Raw genomic sequence first — 19402 nt, forward strand, 5'->3', positions numbered from 1 at the left:
CGATCGCCACCGTTTACATGTCAGCGCGCATGGCCTATGTTAGTCAACATAGACATGTCGGTGTCGAGGAGGTTAGCCAATCGTGCGGTGGGTCACATGCGAAACAGAGCGAGGCGAGAGAACGGGTGTCGTGGTTGACGACGTCATCCACACCATGCCGGAAGGCATCGCCCTCATCGACCTGCTGCCCCGCGGACGCGATGGCCTGCGCGACGCCGCCGAACAAGCGATTTCCCAACCCGCCGAGACGCTCCGGCTGGATCGGGTCAAGCTCAAGTCACCGATCCCCCGGCCGCCGTCGATTCGGGACTGCCTCTGTTTTCTCGACCACATGCGCAACTGCCAGGAAGCACTCGGCCGCGGCCGGGCACTTGGTGACACCTGGTATCGCGTACCGGCTTTCTACTTCACCTGCCCCGCCACCGTTGCCGGTCCATACGACGACATCGCCATCGCACCCGGAAGTGCTTGGCAAGACTTCGAATTGGAAATTGCGGCGGTGATCGGAGGGCCGGGCGGTCGTGATCTCTCGGTAGCGCAAGCGGAAGAGTCGATCATCGGCTACACGATCCTCAACGACTGGTCCGCACGAGACCTGCAGCTCCTCGAGAACCAACTCGCAATCGGTCAGGGCAAGGGCAAGGACAGCGCGATCACGCTCGGGCCGTACCTGGTCACCTATGACGAACTCGACCCATATCGCAGTGACGGCAGGCTCGACATCACGGCGACCGCACTGCTCAACGACGACGTGGTCGGATCGGGATCGCTCGCCGGCATGGACTGGACCTTCGCCGAGGTGATCTCCTACGCGTCGCGTGGTGTCCCGCTGGCTCCCGGCGACGTTTTCGGTTCCGGCACCGTGCCCGGCTGCACCCTCATCGAACACCTCGACATGGCCGACCTGGCTGCCTTCCGGGGCTGGTTACACCACGGCGATGTGGTTACGCTCAGGGTGGCGGGACTGGGCGAAACCCGCCAACGAGTGGTCTCCTCGCCGGCGCCGCAACCGTTACCGCCGCGGCCCAATCCTGAAGCTGATCCCCCGAGCCCAAGGGTGAACCGGGCACCGGCGAAGCTTCCGTTCACTCGCGGGCTACATGGGCTCGGCGACGGGGTTTGGGCATGGACTCTCCCCGACGGGGGCTACGGGTGGAGCAACGCCGGGCTCATCACCGGTGACGGCGAATCATTGCTAATCGACACGCTGTTCGACCTGGCGCTCACTCAAGAGATGCTCGACGGGATGCGTTCGATAACGCGCGATGCGCCGATCACCCACGCCGTCATCACTCACGCCAACGGCGACCATACGCACGGAAACCAGCTGCTCGACAGCACCGTTCGGGTTATCGCTGCCGCGGACACCGCATCGGAGATCGATGAGGGGATGGCGCCGGAGATGCTCGCCCTCGTTCAGTCTGCTGACCTCGGCGGTGTCGCCACTGCGTATGCCCGGGACCGGTTCGGGTACTTCGACTTCAGCGGAATCAAGCTCAGAAACGCAGACCAGACGTTCGAGCGTGAGCTGACCATCGACCTCGGGGGCCGCAGAGTTGACGTACTCAATCTGGGTCCAGCCCACACGAACGCTGATTCAATCGTCTTCGTGCCCGACGCCGGCGTACTCTTCGCCGGAGATCTGCTCTTCATCGGGTGTACGCCGATCGTGTGGTCGGGCCCCATCGCGAACTGGATATCCGCCTGCGAGACCATGATCGCGTTGGGACCAACCATGGTCGTACCCGGCCACGGCCCTATCACCGACGTCGACGGGATCCGCGGGGTGCGCGACTATCTCAACTACGTCGTCGAATACAGCGATACCGCCCACGCTGCTGGTCAGTCCGTGTACGAGGCCGCCGACAGGATCGACCTCGGCGAGTACGCCGAGTGGTTGGATGCGGAGCGCGTGCTCGTCAACATCTATCAGCGCTACCGGGAACTGGACCCGCAGACGCCGCAGCACTCCGTCATCGAACTGCTCGTACTTCAGTCGGAATGGCTTGACCGTCAGGCACGTTCGCGGTGAGCACAGCATTGCCGACGGCTGGTCGTCAAACGGTCGCATCCGTGTTGAGGCATCGCGTCGATACGACACCGAACTCGCCGTTCTTGCTGTTCGACACCGATAGTGCCGAACCGTCCACCCTCACCTTCGCCGAAGTGTGGGAACTGGCGCGCGGTGGAGCCGCGGTTCTCTCGTCGCTGGGGGTCCGTCGGGGCGATCGGTTCGCAGTTGTCGTTGGCAACTGCCCGGAATTCTTCGCCTGTTGGTTCGGCGCCGCATTACTCGGCGCAACGGTGGTTCCGGTCAATCCCGCCAGCACGACCGACGACCTGACCTACGCCTTCGCGCACTCGTCGAGTAAGGCAGTCATCTGCGGTCCCCAACAGCTGGAGACCGTCCGCAATGCGTGGCACGGCGCGCCCCAGGCAATTGTGGTGACCGGCACCGACTTCGGTTCACGCGCTGCAGAAGCCGTCGTGGAACTCGGCCGCCCCGTAGAACCACAGGATCTACTGTCGATCATGTACACCTCCGGCACCACCAGTCGCCCGAAAGGGGTGATGGTGACGCATGCCAACTATGTGACCGCGGGCCACGTGGTGGCACAACTGCTGCGTATCCAGGCCGACGACCGGTGGATGGTGGTACTGCCGCTGTTCCACGCCAACGCCCAGTACTACTGCGTGATGTCGGCGCTGGTGTCGGGGGCTTCGGTGGCGGTCGCCGAACGGTTCTCGGCGTCGCGATGGCCGGCTCAGGTCAGCCGATGCGACACGACGCTGGGAAGTTTGTTCGCCGCCCCGGTGCGGATGATTCTCGCGCAACCGGATTCACCGCTGGATCGCCAGAACCGGTTGCGGGCTTGTCTGTTCGCGCAGAATCTGACCGCTGAACAACTCGAGACCTTCGAACGGCGGTTCGGCTGCCCGCTGCGGCAGTGGTACGGCATGACCGAGACGATCGCCCCACCGCTGATGAACCCCCTGTACGGGCCGCACGACAACATGACCGTGGGACTGCCCACCGAGTCGGGCCGTGTCCGGATCGTCGACGATGCCGGAGACGACGTCGCGCCGGGCGAGTCGGGAACCCTGCTGGTCGGCGGGCACCCCGGCGCCACACTGATGCTCGGTTACCTTGACGACGCGACGGCGTTCGCCGAGGCGTTCGACGACGGATGGCTGAACACCGGCGATGTGATGCTGCATCGCCACGACGGATTCCTCGCGTTCCGGGACCGCGCGAAAGACATGATCAAACGCTCAGGCGAGAACGTGGCCGCCGCGGAGGTCGAGCGTGTGCTGAATACCCACCCTGCGGTGTTCGAGTCGGCGGTGCTGGGGGTGCCCGACCCGGTGTACGGCGAGGGAATCAAAGCCGTTGTCGTGCTTGATGATCAGGGCGGTGATGGCCCCAGCGCCGACCAGTTGGTCGAGTTCTGTCGCGGCCATCTCCCGAAAGGCAAAGTCCCCGACGTCATCGAGTTCACGGCGGACCTGCCCCGCACCTCGGTCGGAAAAATCCGAAAGCACCTGCTTCGCTCCGAACAATCACGACCCACGTCGCCGCAAGGAAGGATATGACAACGATGTCGTCACAGAAAACGCTTCTCGCAGGTGGCGAGGTGCTCGTCGGCGATCCGCTCACCGCGACCATGCGGCGGGCCGACGTGCTGATCGAGGACGGCTCGATCACGGCCATCGCCGCGGATCTCCCCCGCGAGGACGCCCAAGTGATCGCCGCGACGGGCCGGTGGATCGTCCCGGGATTCGTCGACGCTCACCGCCATCTATGGCAGACCACCATGCGGGGGCTGACCGCCAACTGGAATCTCACCGATTACTACTGGAACATTCGCAATCACTTCGCCGGTCTTCACGACCCCGACGACGTGTTCGCCGGCCAGTACGCGGGCGGTCTCGACGCGCTCGCCGCCGGGGTCACCACCACCATCGACCACTCGCATATCACCAACTCGCCAGAGCATTCGGATGCCGCCGTCGAGGGAGTGAAGGCCAGCGGCGTGCGTGCCCTGTGGTGCTACGGGTTCTTCCCGTCGCCGATGGCCGATCCCATCTTCACGTCGCCAGAAGACCGGTTCAACGACGCGCGCCGGGTCCGGACCGCGCACTTCGCAAGTGAGGGCGGCCTGGTCCGGATGGGCGTGGCACTCACCGAACTCGGCTTACTGCCGTTCGAGGTCACCCGCGAAGAAATCGAGATCGCAGCCGAACTCGACATCGCCGTCACCATGCACACCCGGTGCATATGGAGCGAACCACGAGTCAACGATGTGGAAATCCTCTCCCGCGCTGGACTGTTGCGGGCCGGCCAGATCCATTCGCACGCCAACATGTGCACGCAGACCGATCTAGCGCTGCTGCGCGACACCGGCTGCTCGGTGGCCAGCACCCCCGATACCGAACTTGAAATGGGTTGTGGTCTACCGATATTCCGGCGCGCGGAGTCGGCAGGGGTGACTGCTGGAATCGGTGCGGACATCGTGTCGAACAACAGCGGTGACTTCTTCACCGCGATGCGCATCCTCATGCAAGCCGAACGTGGGGTGGCATTGCAGCCGGTGCTGGAATCATCGGGGTTGGCCGGCATCGGTGAGCTTCCGCTTACCACCCGGCAGATCCTGCGCGCGGCCACGTTGTCGGGCGCCGAGGCGTTGGGTCTGGGTTCCACCTGCGGCTCGGTGGAGGTCGGCAAGGCCGCCGACCTGTTGCTGTTGCGTAACGACCGGTTGCATCTGCGGCCGGTGATCGACCCGGTGGATTCCATTGTCCTGCAGGCCACCACCCGCGATATCGACAAGGTACTGGTCGACGGCAACCTGGTTGTCGACAACGGTTCGCTACCGGCCGATGTCGAGCACCGAGGTATCGATCTGATCGAGCAGGCACACGAGCGGATCGCCGAGCGGGTGGCTCGCATCGGAGGTTGGCGGCTGCCGGTCCCCCCGGGCTTGATCGAATCCCTGGGCGCCACGATCGACGGCAACCTCGCAGCGGCAACGAGGTAGCGGCCAATGCCCACGATCGGATCGACCCTACGCGCGACCGCTGCTCGCGTGCCCGAGCGTCGCGCACTCGTCTACGGCTCCGTCGAATACACCTACGGCCAGCTCGACGCGGCGGTGGATCAGTATGCGGGTGTGCTGGCCGCTCGCGGGGTGACGAAGGGCGCCCGGGTTGCGCTGTTGGCAAGCAACTCCGACCGATTCGTCGTCGCCTTCTACGCCATCCACCGCCTCGGCGCCATCTTCGTGCCGATCAACCCAGCGCTCGCTGCGCCGGAGATCGCGCATATCGCCCGGGACTGCCGCGCGACGGCGCTGCTGTTCGAGCCGGCGCTGGCGGAAAAGACGCGCACCGTACTGACCGAGCCCCTAGCAGGGCCCCTCGACTGCCTCGCGCTGGGCTACGCCGAGGGTTTTGACGACCTGGTCGCCCTGGCCCGCCGGTGCCCGGCGGATCTCGCCGATCCAGAAGTACACGAGAGCGACGACGCTCAGATCCTGTATACCTCGGGAACCACCGGCGCCCCCAAAGGGGCGTTGTTCGACCACCATCGAGCACTGTGGGTGGCCGTCTCCTCCGTCGCTACCTGCGGGATGATGGACGGCGACCGTCTCCTGCACGCGGCCCCGCTCTACCATGCCGCGGCGCTGTGCCTGATGCTCATCCCTGGCACGCTGGTCGGGGCCACCCACGTCGTGGAGGGTCAGTTCGACGCGGCTGCCGTCGCCAACAGCCTGGAACGCGAACGCATCACCATGTTCTTCGGCGTCCCCACCATGTATCAGTTTCTGCTGAGGACCCCGAATATCACCGAACGCGACATGTCGTCGTGGCGCACCGGCATTTTCGGTGCGGCTCCCATGCCGGCCAGCACGGTCGAAGCGATAGGCGCGACGTTTCCATTGCTGAACCTCATCCAACTCTGCGGGCAGACGGAGGCCGGCCCCAGTGGCATCTTCAGCTCGGGTGAGCAGGTCCGGTGCCGCCCGGACGCAAGCGGCCGACAGGCCATGCTGGGCATGCAATGCAAGATCGTTTCCGAGGATGGCAGCGATGTCGCGCCTGGGGATGCCGGCGAATTGCTGCTTCGCGGTGAGACGGTGATGAAGGGCTACTGGAACAAGCCGGGCGAAACCGCGCGAACCGTCGTCGACGGTTGGCTCCGCACAGGCGACGTCTGTCGGCTCGACGCGGACGGATACATGACATTGGTGGACCGGCTCAAGGACATGATCATCACCGGCGGCCGCAACGTTTACTGCGCCGAGGTCGAAGGCGTCATTGCGGCCCACCCCGATGTGCTCGACGTCGCCGTGGTTGGCCGTCCACACTCGGATTACGGAGAGAGCATCGTGGCGTTCGTCTCCGTAACAGCAGGGTCAACGCTGACTCTGCAGGAGCTGCGGGATTTCGCGGCACCTCGTCTCGCGAAATACAAACTCCCGCACGAACTCGAGCTCGTAGCGGAGATTCCCCGCAACGCTTCGGGCAAGATCGTCAAACGATCGTTGGCGTAGTCTGTGCTCCAACAGCCCATCTAAGAGATTAGGCGGCCGTCGGGGTCGAAGACATCGATGGCCGCCACCGGGCACATGGCAGCGGCTTCCAGCACCGCAACGGTCTGGCCCTGGGGATCGGCGTCAAGCAACCTGACCCAGCCTGCATCGTCTTCAGCGAATACGCCTGGCGCCCTGCGGTTACAGAAACCGCTGGCCATACAGGTTTCCGCGCGCACTTCGACGTGTACCTTGTCGCTCATAGGATCACCGGCCGTGACTCCCAGCCTCGTGATGCCACATTCAACGTACGTCGCACGGGTGGATGACTGCCCTCCCGGAGTCCGGGGAAGGCGCGCAATAGCCTGTCGAGGATCACCTTGCCCTCAAGTCGCGCTAATGGAGCGCCGACGCAGTAGTGAATGCCGTGGAAGAACGCCAGGTGCTGTTTGTGGTCAGCACGGTGGATGTCGAAGGTCGATGCGGCATCAAAGACTCGCGGGTCCCGGTTCGCAGCCGGAAGACAAGTCAGCACAAGGGTTCCCGGCTGTAGCACGTGCTCACCCAGGTCGGCGTCGGTGGTGACCTTCCGCGCTGCCAAGTGAAGAGGCGGATCGAAGCGCAGAATTTCTTCGACGACTGCCGGTATCAGGCTGGGGTCGTCGAGTACGGCGCGCATTGCATCCGGGTGATTCATCAGCAACGTGACGCCGTTACCGACGAGGTTGGTGGTTGTCTCGTTGCCGGCGACCAACAGCAGCGCAACTTGAGCGACCAAGTCCGAATTCTCGAGTAGGTCGCCTTGAAAGGTCTCCGTGCTGAGCATGTGCGAGATCAGGTCGTCCGACGGTTGCGCTCGACGCTGGTCGATGAGTTCGCCAAGGTAATCGAATAACACGAGGCTGGTACGAATCGCTCGATCGCGCCGCTCGCCTTGCACCATCGGATCGAACGTCGAGGCATAGGCGAACGACCACTCACGGAAATACGGCCAGGTGTCACGAGGTACGCCCAGAATCCGGGCGATCACCGCGACCGGAATCTCGGCCGCCAGCCCGCTCATCAAGTCGATCTCCTGACCCGGCTGCAAGCACGCCAAAGCTTCGCTGGTGATTTCCTCCACGATGGGGTGCCAGCGGCGGACCGCATCGGGTGTGAACGCATGCCGAAACGTGGAACGAACCTGCGTGTGCCAGGGTGGATCGGCGAACATGAACAGGCGCCGAGCGGTGCCGATGAACCGACGGTGTTCTGGATCCGTAGGGTCGTGGATTCCCGGCCCAGTCGACGCGAAGACGTCGCTGGAAAAGGTTTTCGGATCCGACCCGATCTGCCGGATGTGGTCATAACGCGTGACGAGGACGCCCTGCATCATGTCCAGGGGATGGATACCGTCACCCAATTCGCGAAGTGCATCGTAGTACGGGAACGGATCCTGCTCCACGCCGCCGAAGAGCACCTCGAGGAGCTGGTCGGCTTCGGTCTTGCTTTCCGTCGTGTGCTCGCCTATCCCCACCATGGGTCATTCCTTTAGTCGTCGACTTCCGGTTCCGCATTCAACGTGGCCGCTCCACCATTGCGTTCTATGTCGTTCAACATACAATTGGTTGTCCAGCATGTACAGCCCCAGTTGGGGGCCGCAGCAGCAAGAGTGGTTCCGTTCGCCAGCCGCTCGGTGTGCCTGTGGCTCGATTCAGGTCGCCGTGCGCGCGACAGTCATTGATCGGTTGCGGCGCTCCGGTGCCGGGCCAGCTCGACGGCCACCCGCAACCGAAGACTGCGGACGTCGATGTGTCGTCCCAGAATCTTCTCGACCCGCTGGATCCGTTGAGTGACCGTGTTCGGATGAAGGTTCAAGTCCTCGGCGGTATGGGTGGGGCTTGCCAGGGTGTCCAAGTAGCGCCCGAGCGTGGGTAGCAGTCGATCGACATCCTCATGCACCAGCAGCGATCCCAGTTCATCGATCACCAACTGGTCGGCCATGTGGCGGTTCTCCGAGGCAAGGACGACGACAGCGACATCGGGATAACACAGCACCGGCGTTGCAGCAGCCGACAATGTGATGTCGGTTTGCACCGCCTCGTAGTGCGACGTCCGAAACCCGACGCAGCCGGCGCGCGCAGCGCCGAAACTGACCGTGACATCGGCCGGCAGGTCGATCTCGCGCAGCTTCGGGTAAAGGTTGGCATTGACCAATCGGAACCAACCATGCGATGAACTCGGACCCGCCGGGATCGCAATATGCTGATTGGCGATTTCCGCGATCGCGCGCCGGATGATCTGTGCCAGTTCGTCGCCCCATGCGACCCCCGAAGACCGCACGACGTAGCCCGCATGCAGGCCCTCGGTGCGATAGCCGAGAACCTCGTTCAGCTCGTGCAGACCGCCCGTGCCCGCCAGCACGGCTCGGATGATCTCGGCTCGTCGGGAAGTGGCGTCGGTCAGCAGGCGGTCCCGAACGGAGTTGTAGACGGAGATCGTTTCTCCTGTCATCCGGCGGATGTATTCGAACAGTTGCGCCGATCCGTGTTCCAGCAGCTCCACCCGGTCATTCAGCGAGATCTCTGCGGCGGACTTCAGATGCGAGGTGAACGCATTCCAGAGCGCTGCATGGCCGAGTTCATAAGCGCGCAGCACCACCGGAAGGGGCATGCTGGCCTCGGCCATCCGCGTTGCGAACTCGCCCGCAGCCGCCGGCAGTTCCGGCGAGACGAATTCTCCGCTGAGCATGCCCGTCAACCGCGGCAGGTGGGACCGGATCGACGCGTCCAGCGCCGGCAACGTAATGGCTGCCGTATCCCGCATTTCGGGGATCTGTTGCCACAGCTCGATTGCGAGATTGCCGAAGAGTTCGTCGCCGCGAAGGTCCAGCCAGCGCACCAACGGGGCGAGGGATACCGTTCCGCGCTGCGGCGTTGTCATGGCTACCAATATGGAAGACTGCGCGCGCTACGTCTCGCCTTTCGGGCGATATGTTGTGCCGCAACACATGAAGGTGCGAGCCCACCATATTGTCTGGGCGCTGCCTTCTTGACACGCTTCTCTCAGCTATCGAGAGAGGACATTGAGATGAATCCCGAAAAGCTGAAGCAATTGAGCGGCACCGAAATTGCCGTCACAGTCGACGATCAATGGCAGTGGACGGGAATCCCGTTCCCGCCGGGCCGGGGCCCCCGGATGGTCGCCCAAGCGATGATCGATGCCTTCGCCAACCACTCGGTCCCCGGCGTCTACGCGTTCAACAGCACGGCCGCGGCGGAGAACGATCCGACCGCGATGCAGGTTCTTGACGACTGGTGCGAAGCCGGACACTTCGTCGGCAACCACACCCACCAGCACATCAGCCTCAACTGGCTCGACAGCGAAACCTACATATCCGACATCGAGGCGAGCGAGAAGATTCTCCAGAACTGGATCGGCGCATCGCCGTCGCGCTACTTCCGGTACGCATTCGGTATGGAGGGTGACACCGCCGAAAAGACGCGCCAGGTGCAAGCCCACCTCAGCAAGACGGATTACCTGTCCGCGCCGGTGACACTGTGGTTCTACGACGCCCAGTTCATGGTCGCCTACGACCGCGCGATCCAGCTCGACGATCGCACCGCGATGGCGGCCATCGAGGACATGCTGGTGATGACGGCGGTGGCTCAGATCGAACGTCAGGTCGCGGCCGCCCACGCCGCAATCGGCCGTAGTTCGGCCCATATCATGCTCATCCACGGCACCACCGTCGCCGGTGCGACGATCGACCGCGTGCTCGGCGAACTGGCGCGGCGCGGTGTCTCCTTCGTGACACTCGAGAAGGCGATGGCCGACCCGGTGAATCTCTACGGAGCTCCGTTGACCACCCGTCAATTCCGGAACAACACCCAGAAGTGGGCCCAAGCCGCCGGCATCGAGATCGACGACACACCACCCGCCGTGCTCGCCGAGGTCGAGCAGATCGCGCCGATCGACGGGATGAGTTACGACGCGGTCCTCGGTCGCGCCATACAGCAATGGACACAACGGATTCCGTTCACTCCCGTACCGGCTGATTTCCACTGAACCGAAAGGTGACCGTGTCCACTGAACCGAGCGTCTACTGCGGCGCCGAACACCGCACGTTGAGTGAGGTCAGACAGCGAGCGGCCCGGATGGCCGCCGGAATGCGCAATTGCGGCATCGGTCCGCAAGACCGCGTCGCGGTGGTGATGCGTAATGACATCGCTCAACTGGAGGTCACCCTGGCGATCGGTCTACTGGGGGCTGTTCCGGTCGCGGTCAATTGGCATTGGACCGGCGACGATCTGCGCCACGTTCTCGCGAACAGCGCGGCGAAACTGACCGTGGCGCACAGCGACCTCCTTTCGGGGGTCCGCCGTCAAGCACCCAGCGGGATGAAACTGGCCGAAGCCCCGCTCCCCGAAGCAGTCATCGCGGCGTTCAGCATCGCCGACTCTGAACTGACCGAAACTGCACCGGTGGTGGAGGATTGGGTTCAGCAATGCGACCCGTGGCCCGCATCGAGTTCGCCGCCCCCGATGAGTGTCATCTATACGTCGGGCACCACCGGGCTGGCCAAAGGAGTATTACGGCAACCGATCGAGACGGATCATCTACCGGCAATCTCCAGGGTACTCGCGGACCTACTGCACCTGGCTCCGGGACGGGCCACCCTGCTGCCGGCACCGCTGTACCACTCCGCGCCGAACGTGCATATGACGTTCGCGGCCGCCCTCGGCATGGATATTCACATCATGCCGCGCTTCGACGCCGAGGCACTTCTGCGCTGCATCCACGACCACAAGATCAGCAGTGTCCAAGTGGTTCCGACGATGTTCGCTCGGCTATTGCAGTTGCCGTCCCGGGTGCGCCGGGCCTACGACGTCTCGTCGCTGGAACGGGTGGTGCACGCCGCGGCACCGTGCCCACCGGAAACCAAACGCGCGATGATCGACTGGCTCGGACCCATCATCTACGAGTATTACGGCGGCACCGAAGTGGGTGTGCTGACCATCTGTGATTCGCTTGATGCCATCAGCAGGCCGGGCACCGTCGGTCGCCCCATCGCCGATGCCCACATCGCGGTGCTCGACGATGCGGGAAACGAAGTCGCGGCCGGGACCGACGGCATCGTGTACGGCAGGCCCTTCACCGGCTGGCCCGACTTCACCTACATCGACGATGCCGCGAAGCGTCGCGCGGTGGCGGCCGGTGACCATGTCACGCTCGGCGACGTCGGGCACCTCGACGCCGACGGTTATCTGTACATCAGCGACCGCATCAACGACATGGTGGTATCGGGAGGGGTCAACATTTATCCGGCTGAGGTCGAGTGCTGCCTGATGAGCCTCGACGGCGTCGCCGATGTCGCGGTATTCGGAGTGCCTGACGAGGATCTGGGGGAAGTGCTGGCCGCTCATGTGCAGCTGCAGAATGGTGCGGGACTGACCGGCGACGACATCCGTGCCCACGTCGCCGCCCGGCTGGCCCGATACAAGACGCCGCGCACCGTCGCGTTCGTCGACAGCCTGCCGCGCGAGGACACCGGCAAGCTTTTCAAGCGCCAGCTGCGAGAGCAGTATCTGAAGTCTGCCGTGGAGGCGGCGAAATGACAGGCAGCTATATTCTTGTCGAGCGGCCGGCACCCGCGGTGGCCCGCATTGTGTTGAACCGGCCCGAACGCCGAAACGCGCAGAACGCCACGCTGCTGTACGAACTCGATGCCGCGTTCCAGTTAGCGGCCGCCGATGACGCCGTGAAAGTCGTCCTTCTGGCCGGGGCGGGACGGGACTTTTCGGCCGGGCACGATTTGTCGGAAATCACCACTGAATTGCCATGTCAGCCGGTGGCCACCTTGGCGGGCGCTCTGGATGCCCCGGGCGTCGAGGGGCGACACGCGTTCGAGTGCGAGGCATACCTTGGGTTGTGCCGACGCTGGCGTGATCTGCCAAAGCCCACCATCGGAGTCGCTCACGGCCGGTGTATCGCCGGTGCGTTGATGCTGTTGTGGCCGATGGATTTGATCGTGGCCGGTTCGGAAACCGTGTTCTCCGACCCGGTTGCCGCGTTCGGACTCAACGGGGCCGAGTACTTTTCCCATGTGTCGGAGGTGGGTGCACGCAAAGCCAAAGAGATGCTGTTTACCGGCGAGCCGCTCACCGCCCGCGACGCACACCGCCTCGGGATGGTCAACCACGTCGTGCCTGACGATGAACTCGCCGACTTCGCTCTGGAGCTCGCGCAGAAGATCGCCCGGATGCCCGCGTACGGCCTGCGGCTGGCCAAGTCGAGTGTGAATCAGGCGCTCAATGCTCAGGGATTCGACGCGGCCATGGACGCCGCGTTCGGCCTGCATATTGCCGGGCACGCCAACAACCTGGCCCGATACGGCGAGATCATCGACCCGAAGGGGATCGAGCGCATCCGACAACTGTCCCGGTCGTCGACCGACGCCGCCCGATGAGGAACGTGTACATCGCGGGGGTCGGGATGACTCCCTTCCGGCGGAATCCGCAGACGACGGTCCGAGCCCTTGCGACACGTGCTGTCGCCGATGCGATGCGCGACGCCGACATCACCATGGCTGAGGTGGATACGGTGTACTTCGCCAACGCGGCGCAAGGTTTGATCCACGGCCAGGAGATGATCCGGGGTCAGGTCGCCCTTCGCGAGTCGGGCCTGACGGGACAGGCCGTCATCAACGTCGAAAACGCTTGCGCCTCAGGATCCACCGCGGTTCATCTAGCCTGCACTGCGGTCGCCGCCGGACTTGTTGACATTGCCCTGGTGGTCGGGGCGGAGCAGCTGAGTCATACCGACAAATCGCGGAGTATCGCTGCGATCGGCACCGCGGTCGACATCGGCGAGGTCGAAACGTTGCGAACGAAACTCCACCGCGCCACCGGGTCTGCGAGCAACCGGTCCCTCTTCATGGACATCTACGCGGATCAGGCACGCCGCTATCTGGACTCCACCGCGGCGACCGCGGACGATTTCGCCGAACTCACCGTCAAGAATCGCGGGCACGCCGCACTCAACCCGTTCGCGCAGCGGCGCGACGCGCTGACCGTCGACGAGGTTTTGGCCAGCCGAAGTATCGCCGGACCGTTGACACTGCCGATGTGTTCCCCGATCAGCGACGGTGCTGCCGCGTTGGTCGTGACATCGCGCCAAGTCGCCGAACGAAGTGCCGGACCGTTGGTCCGGGTGGTTGCCTCAACCCTGGTTGCCGGGCAGACCGACGGTGTATCGCCCAGCGCGGAACGCCGAGCCGCAGACGCGGCATATGCGAGCGCGGGGAGCGGGCCCGAGGACGTCGATGTCATCGAACTACACGACGCGGCTGCCCCAGCGGAACTCACCATCCTGGAAGAGCTCAACATATGTCCGCCCGGCGAAGCGGTACACCTGTCTCGCAGTGGCGCGACGCGGCTGGGCGGACGGATCCCCGTGAATACCAGTGGCGGGCTGGTGTCCCGGGGACATCCGCTGGGCGCCACCGGATGCGCGCAGCTGGTGGAGCTGGTCACGCAGTTACGCGGGACAGCCGGCCGGCGGCAGGTTACCGGTGCCCGAATCGGCTTGGCCGAGAACGCCGGTGGCCACCTGGGCCCCGACCCGGCCGCGGTGTGCGTCACGATGGTGCAAAAAGTCGACCGTCGCTAACCGCCACCCCCGCGAGTCCCCCGTTCTTCCCCGCGGATCTCCCGAGAAACAGGGGTCAGTACTTCATCGTGCCGCGGTCGACGGCGATCTGGCTGCCCGAGATCGTCGCCGACGCGTCACTGGCCAGCCAGGCCACCACGTCCGAAACCTCTTCGGCCGTCATGAATTCCTGCAGCCCCTTCTTGCCCTGATGGTTCACCGGGTGGTACGGCATCGGCGCGAAGCTGTGAATGAACGACGGGTGCTTGGCGAACAACGCCATCATCGCGTCCTTCTCCACCATCGGCGTGTCGATCGAATACGGGTGGATGGAGTTGACCCGGATCCCGAATTCCCCGGCCTCCAACGCAAGTGAGTTCGTCAGCGCGGTCAGGCCGTGTTTGGACGCCGCGTAGTGCGCGTTACCCGGGGTGGCCTTGAGCCCGGCCGAGGAGCTGACGATGACGACCGAGCCGCCGTTGCCCGCCTCGATCATCGCAGGCACGGCGGCGCGCAGGGTGCGCCAGGTGCCGTTGAGGTTCACGTCGACGACGGTGTTCCACTGCTCCTCGGACATCTCCCAGATGCGGCCCCAACTCAGCACGCCGGCGTTGGCCACCACGATGTCCAGCCGGCCGAACTGCTCGACGCCGTCGGCCACCACCTGTTGCAGTGCGGCCAGGTCGCGGATGTCGACGTGGCGGGCGAGCACCTTGCGGCCGGTGGCCTCCACGGCGCGCACCGTCTCGGCGAGCTCCTCCGGGGTGGCGAGCGGATAGGTGATGGTCTCGGAGATCGGGCCGCAGATGTCGATCGCGATGATGTCGGCGCCGTCAGAAGCCAACCGGACGGCATGCGCCCTACCCTGGCCGCGGGCCGCCCCCGTGATGAATGCCACTCGCCCGTCCAGTGGCCCGCCCGTTGCCGTCACCGCTGCTCCTTTCGGAATGCTGCGGACCAGGCTAACAGCCGAACTGAAACGTGTTCTAGTCGACAGGGTCGCGGACGATCGGACACGTCATACAGTGCCCGCCGCCGCGGCCCCGGCCGAGCTCGGCGCCCACGATCGTGATCACCTCCACACCGGCGCGGCGCAGCAGCGTGTTGGTGTGGGTGTTGCGGTCGTAGGCGAACACCACCCCCGGTTCGACGGCGACCAGGTTGTTGCCGCTGTCCCACTGTTGGCGTTGCGAGTCGTAAGCCGTGCCGCCGGTCTCCACCACCCGCAACTCGCCGACCCCGAGCGCGGCGGCCACCACCTCGAGGAACGGTTTGGTCGCCTCCTCCACCTCCACCCCGGTGGCGTCATCGCTGGGGTGCAGCGTGAACGGCTGTATGACGTCGACGATTTCGGGATAGATGGTCACGACGTCGCGGTCGGCGAAGGTGAAGACGGTGTCCAGGTGCATGGCCGCCCGCAGCTTCGGCATGCCTGCCACGATCACCTGTGTCGCAGCCTCTTCGGCGAACAACTTCGCGGCCACCTGGGTGATGGCTTGGCGCGACGTGCGCTCGCTCATCCCGATGATCACCACACCCTGACCGGGTACCAGCACATCACCACCCTCGAATGTGGCTGAGCCCCAGTACTGTTCGGGATCGCCCCACCACACTCGCGAGCCGGCGAAGTCGGGATGGAACTGGTAGATGGCCTTCATCAGCAGCGTCTCGTCGTGCCGGGCCGGCCAGAACAGCGGGTTGAGCGTCACTCCGCCGTAGATCCAGCATGTGGTGTCGCGGGTGTAGAGGGTGTTGGGCAGCGGTGGCATCAAATACTCTGCGATACCGGTGCTTTCGCGGGCCAGCGCGCGATAGCCCGACTGCATGTCCTTGGGCAGGTCGCGGGTGGACATCCCGCCGATGAGCAGTTCGGCCAGCCGGCGAGGCTGCAGTGAATCGAGGAAGCCGCGGGTCTCGTCGACCAGGCCCAGCCCCACCTCGTTCGGCACGATCTTGCGGTCCAGTAGCCACGACTTCGCGTCGGGGTTGCTCATCGTCTCGGTGAGCACATCGTGCAGTTCGACCACCTCGACGCCACGGTCACGCATCTTGTCCATGAAGTCGAAGTGATCACGCCTGGCGTTTTGCACCCACAGCACGTCGTCGAACAACAGGTCGTCACAGTTGGTCGGGGTGAGGCGTTCGTGCGCCAGCCCCGGCGAGCAGACGAGCACCTTACGCAGCTTGCCGACCTCGGAGTGAACGCCGTAGTCGGCGGGCCGATTCGTCACCTGTCGTTCCTCTCGTTCCCTCAGATTTCGAGCGCCCCGGTGGCCAACGACACCACACCCACCACGGCGCCGATCACGATCACGCCGAACAGCACCGCCTCTGCGGGGCGGAATACCCGCAACCCGCGTTCCCGACGCGCCTTGAAGTACAACGCCGCCGCGGGCGCGTACAGAATGCAGGACAGCAGCAGCTTGTCCATACCGGCGGCGTAGAGCAGGAACAACGTGTACACGGTGGCGACACCGGCGACGAGCATGTCGGGCACATGCGATTTGCCTTCGCCATAGGTCTCCCGGGTCGCCGTCAGCTTCAGCGCATACGCCGCGGCAAGCAGGTACGGGATCAGCGACAGCGCGGCGGTGAGATCCAGCATGAAATCCAGCGCGTAGGAGGCGAACAACAGCGCCACCAGCAGCAGCGATGTGAGCGTAGCCGCCATGATCAGCGCGGCGACGGGGGCGCCGTGGCTGTTGGTGCGGGCCAGAAAGCGGGGCATGTCGTCTGATCGGGCGGGGATGAACAGCACCTCGGCGGCCATCAGGGTCCACGCCAGGTAGGCGCCGAGCACCGACACGATCACGCCGACGCGGATCAGGACCGACCCCCAATGGCCGACAACGGATTCCAGCACCGCGGCCATGGACGGCTGGCTGACTTCGGCCAGTTCGTCTTGCGGCATCACACCGTAGGACACCAACGTCACCAAGGCGAAGACGCTGAGCACGCTGAGGAACCCGATGACGGTGGCGCGTCCCACGTCTTCACGCTTGCGCGCCATCCGGGAGTAGACGCTGGCGCCCTCGATACCCAGGAAGACGAACACCGTGATGAGCATGGTGCCGGTGGCCTGGTCCCACAGCGCGGAGAAGGAGTAGGACTGTGCGCCCCAGAAGTTGTCGGCAAAGATGTCGGCCTGAAATGCTATGGCCGCTATCACGATAAACATCAGGATCGGCACAACTTTGGCGATCGTGACGATGTAGTTGATGACCGCGGCGTCCTTCACGCCGCGCATCACCAGCAGCGCGAACAGCCACACCCCGATCGCCGACACCACGACGGCGAGCACCGAATCGCCCGCGCCGAACGCAGGCACCACCGCGCTCATCGTCGCGGTGATGAGCACCCAGTACGACGTGTTGCCCGCGCACGCTGACGCCCAGTAGCCGATCGCCGAGTTGAACCCGACGTAGTCGCCGAAACCCGCCTTGGCGTAGGTGAAGATACCGGCATCCAACTCCGGTTTGCGGGTGGCGAGTCGCTGGAATACGAAGGCCAGCATCAACATTCCGGCGCCGGCGACGGTCCATGCGATGAGTGCGCCTGCCACACCGGTCTCGGTGCCGAAGCGGCGGGGCAGCAGGAAAACGCCCGAACCGATCATCGAGCCGACCACCATCGCGGTCAGCGTGGGCAGGCTGACCTTCGGGCTGGCCTCTTCCGTGCGCGGCTCTGTCGATGTCATGTCGCGTCAGCTGCCTTTTCAGTGGACGACGTCTTGACGATCTTGATTCCGGTATAACCGTAGAACACGCTGAGCAGTGGGCTGGCGATATTGAAGAATGCAAACGGCAGATACGCCAGCGTGGAAACACCTAGAACCGCGGCCATGAACGCGCCGCACGAGTTCCACGGCACCAGCGGCGACGTCACCGTGCCGCTGTCCGCGGCTAACCGTGACAGGTTCTGCGGTGCCAGACCGCGCTTCTCGAACTCGAGGCGGAAGATCCGGCTGGGCAACACCAGCGCGATGTACTGGTCCCCCGCGACGATGTTGAGGCCGATCGCGCTGAGGAAGACCGACAGGTACAACCGACCCGTCGTCGTCGCCGCGGCGATCAACGGCCGCACCAGCCGGTCGATCAGACCGAAGTGCTCCAGCAACGCACCGAACGTGACGGCGCCGATGATCAGCCAGATGGTCAGCAGCATGCTGTCCATGCCGCCGCGCGACAACAACTGGTCGATGTCGGCGATACCGGAGTTCATCGTGAAGCCGTTGGCCATCGCGCGCCAGACTGCCTGTATCGATCCCACCACCACGTTGGCGCTGCCGCCGAGTTCGGTGACGAACCCGGCGACGACGTCGCGCTGCAGAATCGTCGCCTGTACCCCCGCCCACAGCGCCGACGCCAACAGCGCCAGCGATGCCGGCGCTTTGCGCAGCGACATCACCACCAGCACCGCCAGCGGCAACAGGTTCAGCACGTTGATCGAGAAGATCTCGTTGAGCCGGGTGAGTTCGACCTCTTCGCTCACGGTGTCGCGGACCGGCGGGCCGACCACGCCCAGCACGGCGAACCCCACTGCCGCGATGAGGAAAGCCGGCACCGACGTCCACGCCTGACTTCGGATATGGGTGTAGAGGTCGACCTTGACCATCTGGGCGGTCAGGATCGTGGTCTCCGAGAGCGGAGAAAGCTTGTCGCCCAGGTACGCCCCGGAAATCACCGCGCCCGCCGCGATGGCCGGCGACACCCCGATCATCGTCGCGATGCCGATCAACCCGACGCCGACGGTGCCCGCCGTCGTCCACGAACTGCCGATCGACATCGCCACCACGCCGCAGATGACGGCGGTGGCCACGTAAAAATAGCCCGGGGAGAGCACCTGGATGCCGTAGTAGACGAGGGTTGGGATGGTGCCGGACAGATTCCAGGTGCCGATCAGCGCGCCGACGGCCAACAAGATGAACAACGCGCTGGTGATCGATGACAGCGCGCCTTGGCCGGCGGTCTGGACCTCACTCCAGGGGTGGCCGTTCTTCAGCGCGATGAGTGCTGCGACTGCGCAACACAATACGAGCGCCACCTGGACCGGGCCGTCGAGAGCGTCGATGCCGAACAACGCGATCGCGCTTCCGATGAGCACCGCGAGGGCGACGAGCGGAATGAGCGCATCGCTCAGCGACGGCACGCGAACCTGCTGACCTTCCAGCGAATCCGTCATCGCCGCACGCCTTCACTGCCGTCACCCGGCACGCGGCGACGCTATCAGTTCGACCGGTT

Annotated in this window: 15 protein-coding genes; 8 read left to right on the forward strand and 7 right to left on the reverse strand. The window is 64.5% G+C overall.

All coding sequences use genetic code 11. The features are described from left to right. Nucleotides 1–82 precede the first annotated feature (82 nt). Genes ABQE93_RS09930 through ABQE93_RS09945 form a run of 4 tightly spaced genes read left to right on the forward strand, consistent with a single transcriptional unit; the run spans nucleotide 83 to nucleotide 6554 of the window. The gene (locus ABQE93_RS09930; protein ID WP_448406741.1) at nucleotides 83–2032 is read left to right on the forward strand and encodes a fumarylacetoacetate hydrolase family protein; all 1950 of its coding nucleotides are present in this window, start codon (nucleotides 83–85) and stop codon (nucleotides 2030–2032) included. 41 nt (nucleotides 2033–2073) lie between these two features. Next, nucleotides 2074–3594: an AMP-binding protein gene (locus ABQE93_RS09935; RefSeq protein WP_448406740.1), complete on the forward strand. Its 1521-nt coding sequence runs from the start codon at nucleotides 2074–2076 to the stop codon at nucleotides 3592–3594. 5 nt (nucleotides 3595–3599) lie between these two features. Beyond that, nucleotides 3600–5039, forward strand: coding sequence for an amidohydrolase family protein (locus ABQE93_RS09940; RefSeq protein WP_448406739.1), 1440 nt, complete (start codon nucleotides 3600–3602; stop codon nucleotides 5037–5039). A 6-nt stretch (nucleotides 5040–5045) separates the two neighbouring features. Then, entirely contained in the window at nucleotides 5046–6554 is a 1509-nt protein-coding gene (locus ABQE93_RS09945) for a class I adenylate-forming enzyme family protein (RefSeq protein WP_448406738.1), read from the forward strand. A 20-nt stretch (nucleotides 6555–6574) separates the two neighbouring features. On the opposite strand, the gene ABQE93_RS09950 is transcribed toward ABQE93_RS09945, so the two are convergent. The 3 genes from ABQE93_RS09950 to ABQE93_RS09960 form a co-directional block, all read right to left on the reverse strand. Beyond that, the gene (locus ABQE93_RS09950) at nucleotides 6575–6796 is read right to left on the reverse strand and encodes a ferredoxin (RefSeq protein ID WP_448406737.1); all 222 of its coding nucleotides are present in this window, start codon (nucleotides 6794–6796) and stop codon (nucleotides 6575–6577) included. Beyond that, nucleotides 6793–8052, reverse strand: coding sequence for a cytochrome P450 (locus ABQE93_RS09955; protein WP_448406736.1), 1260 nt, complete (start codon nucleotides 8050–8052; stop codon nucleotides 6793–6795). The genes ABQE93_RS09950 and ABQE93_RS09955 overlap by 4 nt, the downstream gene beginning before the upstream one ends. A gap of 197 nt (nucleotides 8053–8249) precedes the next feature. Then, nucleotides 8250–9455 carry an RsbRD N-terminal domain-containing protein gene (locus tag ABQE93_RS09960; RefSeq protein ID WP_448406735.1) on the reverse strand — a complete coding sequence of 402 codons (1206 nt, stop codon included), beginning with the start codon at nucleotides 9453–9455 and terminating at the stop codon, nucleotides 8250–8252. 147 nt (nucleotides 9456–9602) lie between these two features. Between ABQE93_RS09960 and ABQE93_RS09965 the strand changes: the two genes are divergently transcribed. From ABQE93_RS09965 to ABQE93_RS09980, 4 genes are read left to right on the forward strand one after another with little or no spacing between them, the layout of a single operon-like run. Further along, entirely contained in the window at nucleotides 9603–10580 is a 978-nt protein-coding gene (locus tag ABQE93_RS09965; protein ID WP_448406734.1) for a polysaccharide deacetylase family protein, read from the forward strand. Between the two features lie 14 nt (nucleotides 10581–10594). Next, nucleotides 10595–12130, forward strand: coding sequence for an AMP-binding protein (locus ABQE93_RS09970; RefSeq protein WP_448406733.1), 1536 nt, complete (start codon nucleotides 10595–10597; stop codon nucleotides 12128–12130). After that, complete coding sequence (locus ABQE93_RS09975; protein ID WP_448406732.1) at nucleotides 12127–12981, forward strand: enoyl-CoA hydratase; 855 nt, start codon at nucleotides 12127–12129, stop codon at nucleotides 12979–12981. The genes ABQE93_RS09970 and ABQE93_RS09975 overlap by 4 nt, the downstream gene beginning before the upstream one ends. Then, on the forward strand, nucleotides 12978–14183 hold the full coding sequence (locus ABQE93_RS09980; RefSeq protein WP_448406731.1) for a thiolase family protein: 1206 nt from the start codon (nucleotides 12978–12980) through the stop codon (nucleotides 14181–14183). The genes ABQE93_RS09975 and ABQE93_RS09980 overlap by 4 nt, the downstream gene beginning before the upstream one ends. A 55-nt stretch (nucleotides 14184–14238) precedes the next feature. Here the strand turns inward: ABQE93_RS09980 and ABQE93_RS09985 are convergent, their stop codons facing one another. The 4 genes from ABQE93_RS09985 to nhaC are packed head-to-tail and all read right to left on the reverse strand — an operon-like array spanning nucleotide 14239 to nucleotide 19343. Further along, nucleotides 14239–15093 (reverse strand): mycofactocin-coupled SDR family oxidoreductase, encoded by an 855-nt coding sequence (locus tag ABQE93_RS09985; RefSeq protein WP_448406730.1) that lies wholly within the window; start codon nucleotides 15091–15093, stop codon nucleotides 14239–14241. Between the two features lie 55 nt (nucleotides 15094–15148). Continuing rightward, nucleotides 15149–16393 carry an arginine deiminase gene (gene arcA, locus ABQE93_RS09990; RefSeq protein ID WP_448406729.1) on the reverse strand — a complete coding sequence of 415 codons (1245 nt, stop codon included), beginning with the start codon at nucleotides 16391–16393 and terminating at the stop codon, nucleotides 15149–15151. A 20-nt stretch (nucleotides 16394–16413) separates the two neighbouring features. Beyond that, nucleotides 16414–17859, reverse strand: coding sequence for a basic amino acid/polyamine antiporter (locus ABQE93_RS09995; protein WP_448406728.1), 1446 nt, complete (start codon nucleotides 17857–17859; stop codon nucleotides 16414–16416). After that, on the reverse strand, nucleotides 17856–19343 hold the full coding sequence (gene nhaC, locus ABQE93_RS10000; protein ID WP_448406727.1) for a Na+/H+ antiporter NhaC: 1488 nt from the start codon (nucleotides 19341–19343) through the stop codon (nucleotides 17856–17858). The genes ABQE93_RS09995 and nhaC overlap by 4 nt, the downstream gene beginning before the upstream one ends. Between the last annotated feature and the right edge of the window lie 59 nt (nucleotides 19344–19402).

The organism is Mycolicibacterium sp. XJ662 (assembly GCF_053484035.1).

Bases quoted from the DNA above. Each gene is read 5' to 3' on its own strand.
- ABQE93_RS09940 (WP_448406739.1), top strand. From the start codon at position 3,600: ATGTCGTCACAGAAAACGCTTCTCGCAGGTGGCGAGGTGCTCGTCGGC.
- ABQE93_RS09945 (WP_448406738.1), top strand. From the start codon at position 5,046: ATGCCCACGATCGGATCGACCCTACGCGCGACCGCTGCTCGCGTGCCC.
- ABQE93_RS09950 (WP_448406737.1), bottom strand. From the start codon at position 6,796: ATGAGCGACAAGGTACACGTCGAAGTGCGCGCGGAAACCTGTATGGCC.
- ABQE93_RS09955 (WP_448406736.1), bottom strand. From the start codon at position 8,052: ATGGTGGGGATAGGCGAGCACACGACGGAAAGCAAGACCGAAGCCGAC.
- ABQE93_RS09960 (WP_448406735.1), bottom strand. From the start codon at position 9,455: ATGACAACGCCGCAGCGCGGAACGGTATCCCTCGCCCCGTTGGTGCGC.
- ABQE93_RS09965 (WP_448406734.1), top strand. From the start codon at position 9,603: ATGAATCCCGAAAAGCTGAAGCAATTGAGCGGCACCGAAATTGCCGTC.
- ABQE93_RS09975 (WP_448406732.1), top strand. From the start codon at position 12,127: ATGACAGGCAGCTATATTCTTGTCGAGCGGCCGGCACCCGCGGTGGCC.
- ABQE93_RS09980 (WP_448406731.1), top strand. From the start codon at position 12,978: ATGAGGAACGTGTACATCGCGGGGGTCGGGATGACTCCCTTCCGGCGG.
- ABQE93_RS09995 (WP_448406728.1), bottom strand. From the start codon at position 17,859: ATGACATCGACAGAGCCGCGCACGGAAGAGGCCAGCCCGAAGGTCAGC.
- nhaC (WP_448406727.1), bottom strand. From the start codon at position 19,343: ATGACGGATTCGCTGGAAGGTCAGCAGGTTCGCGTGCCGTCGCTGAGC.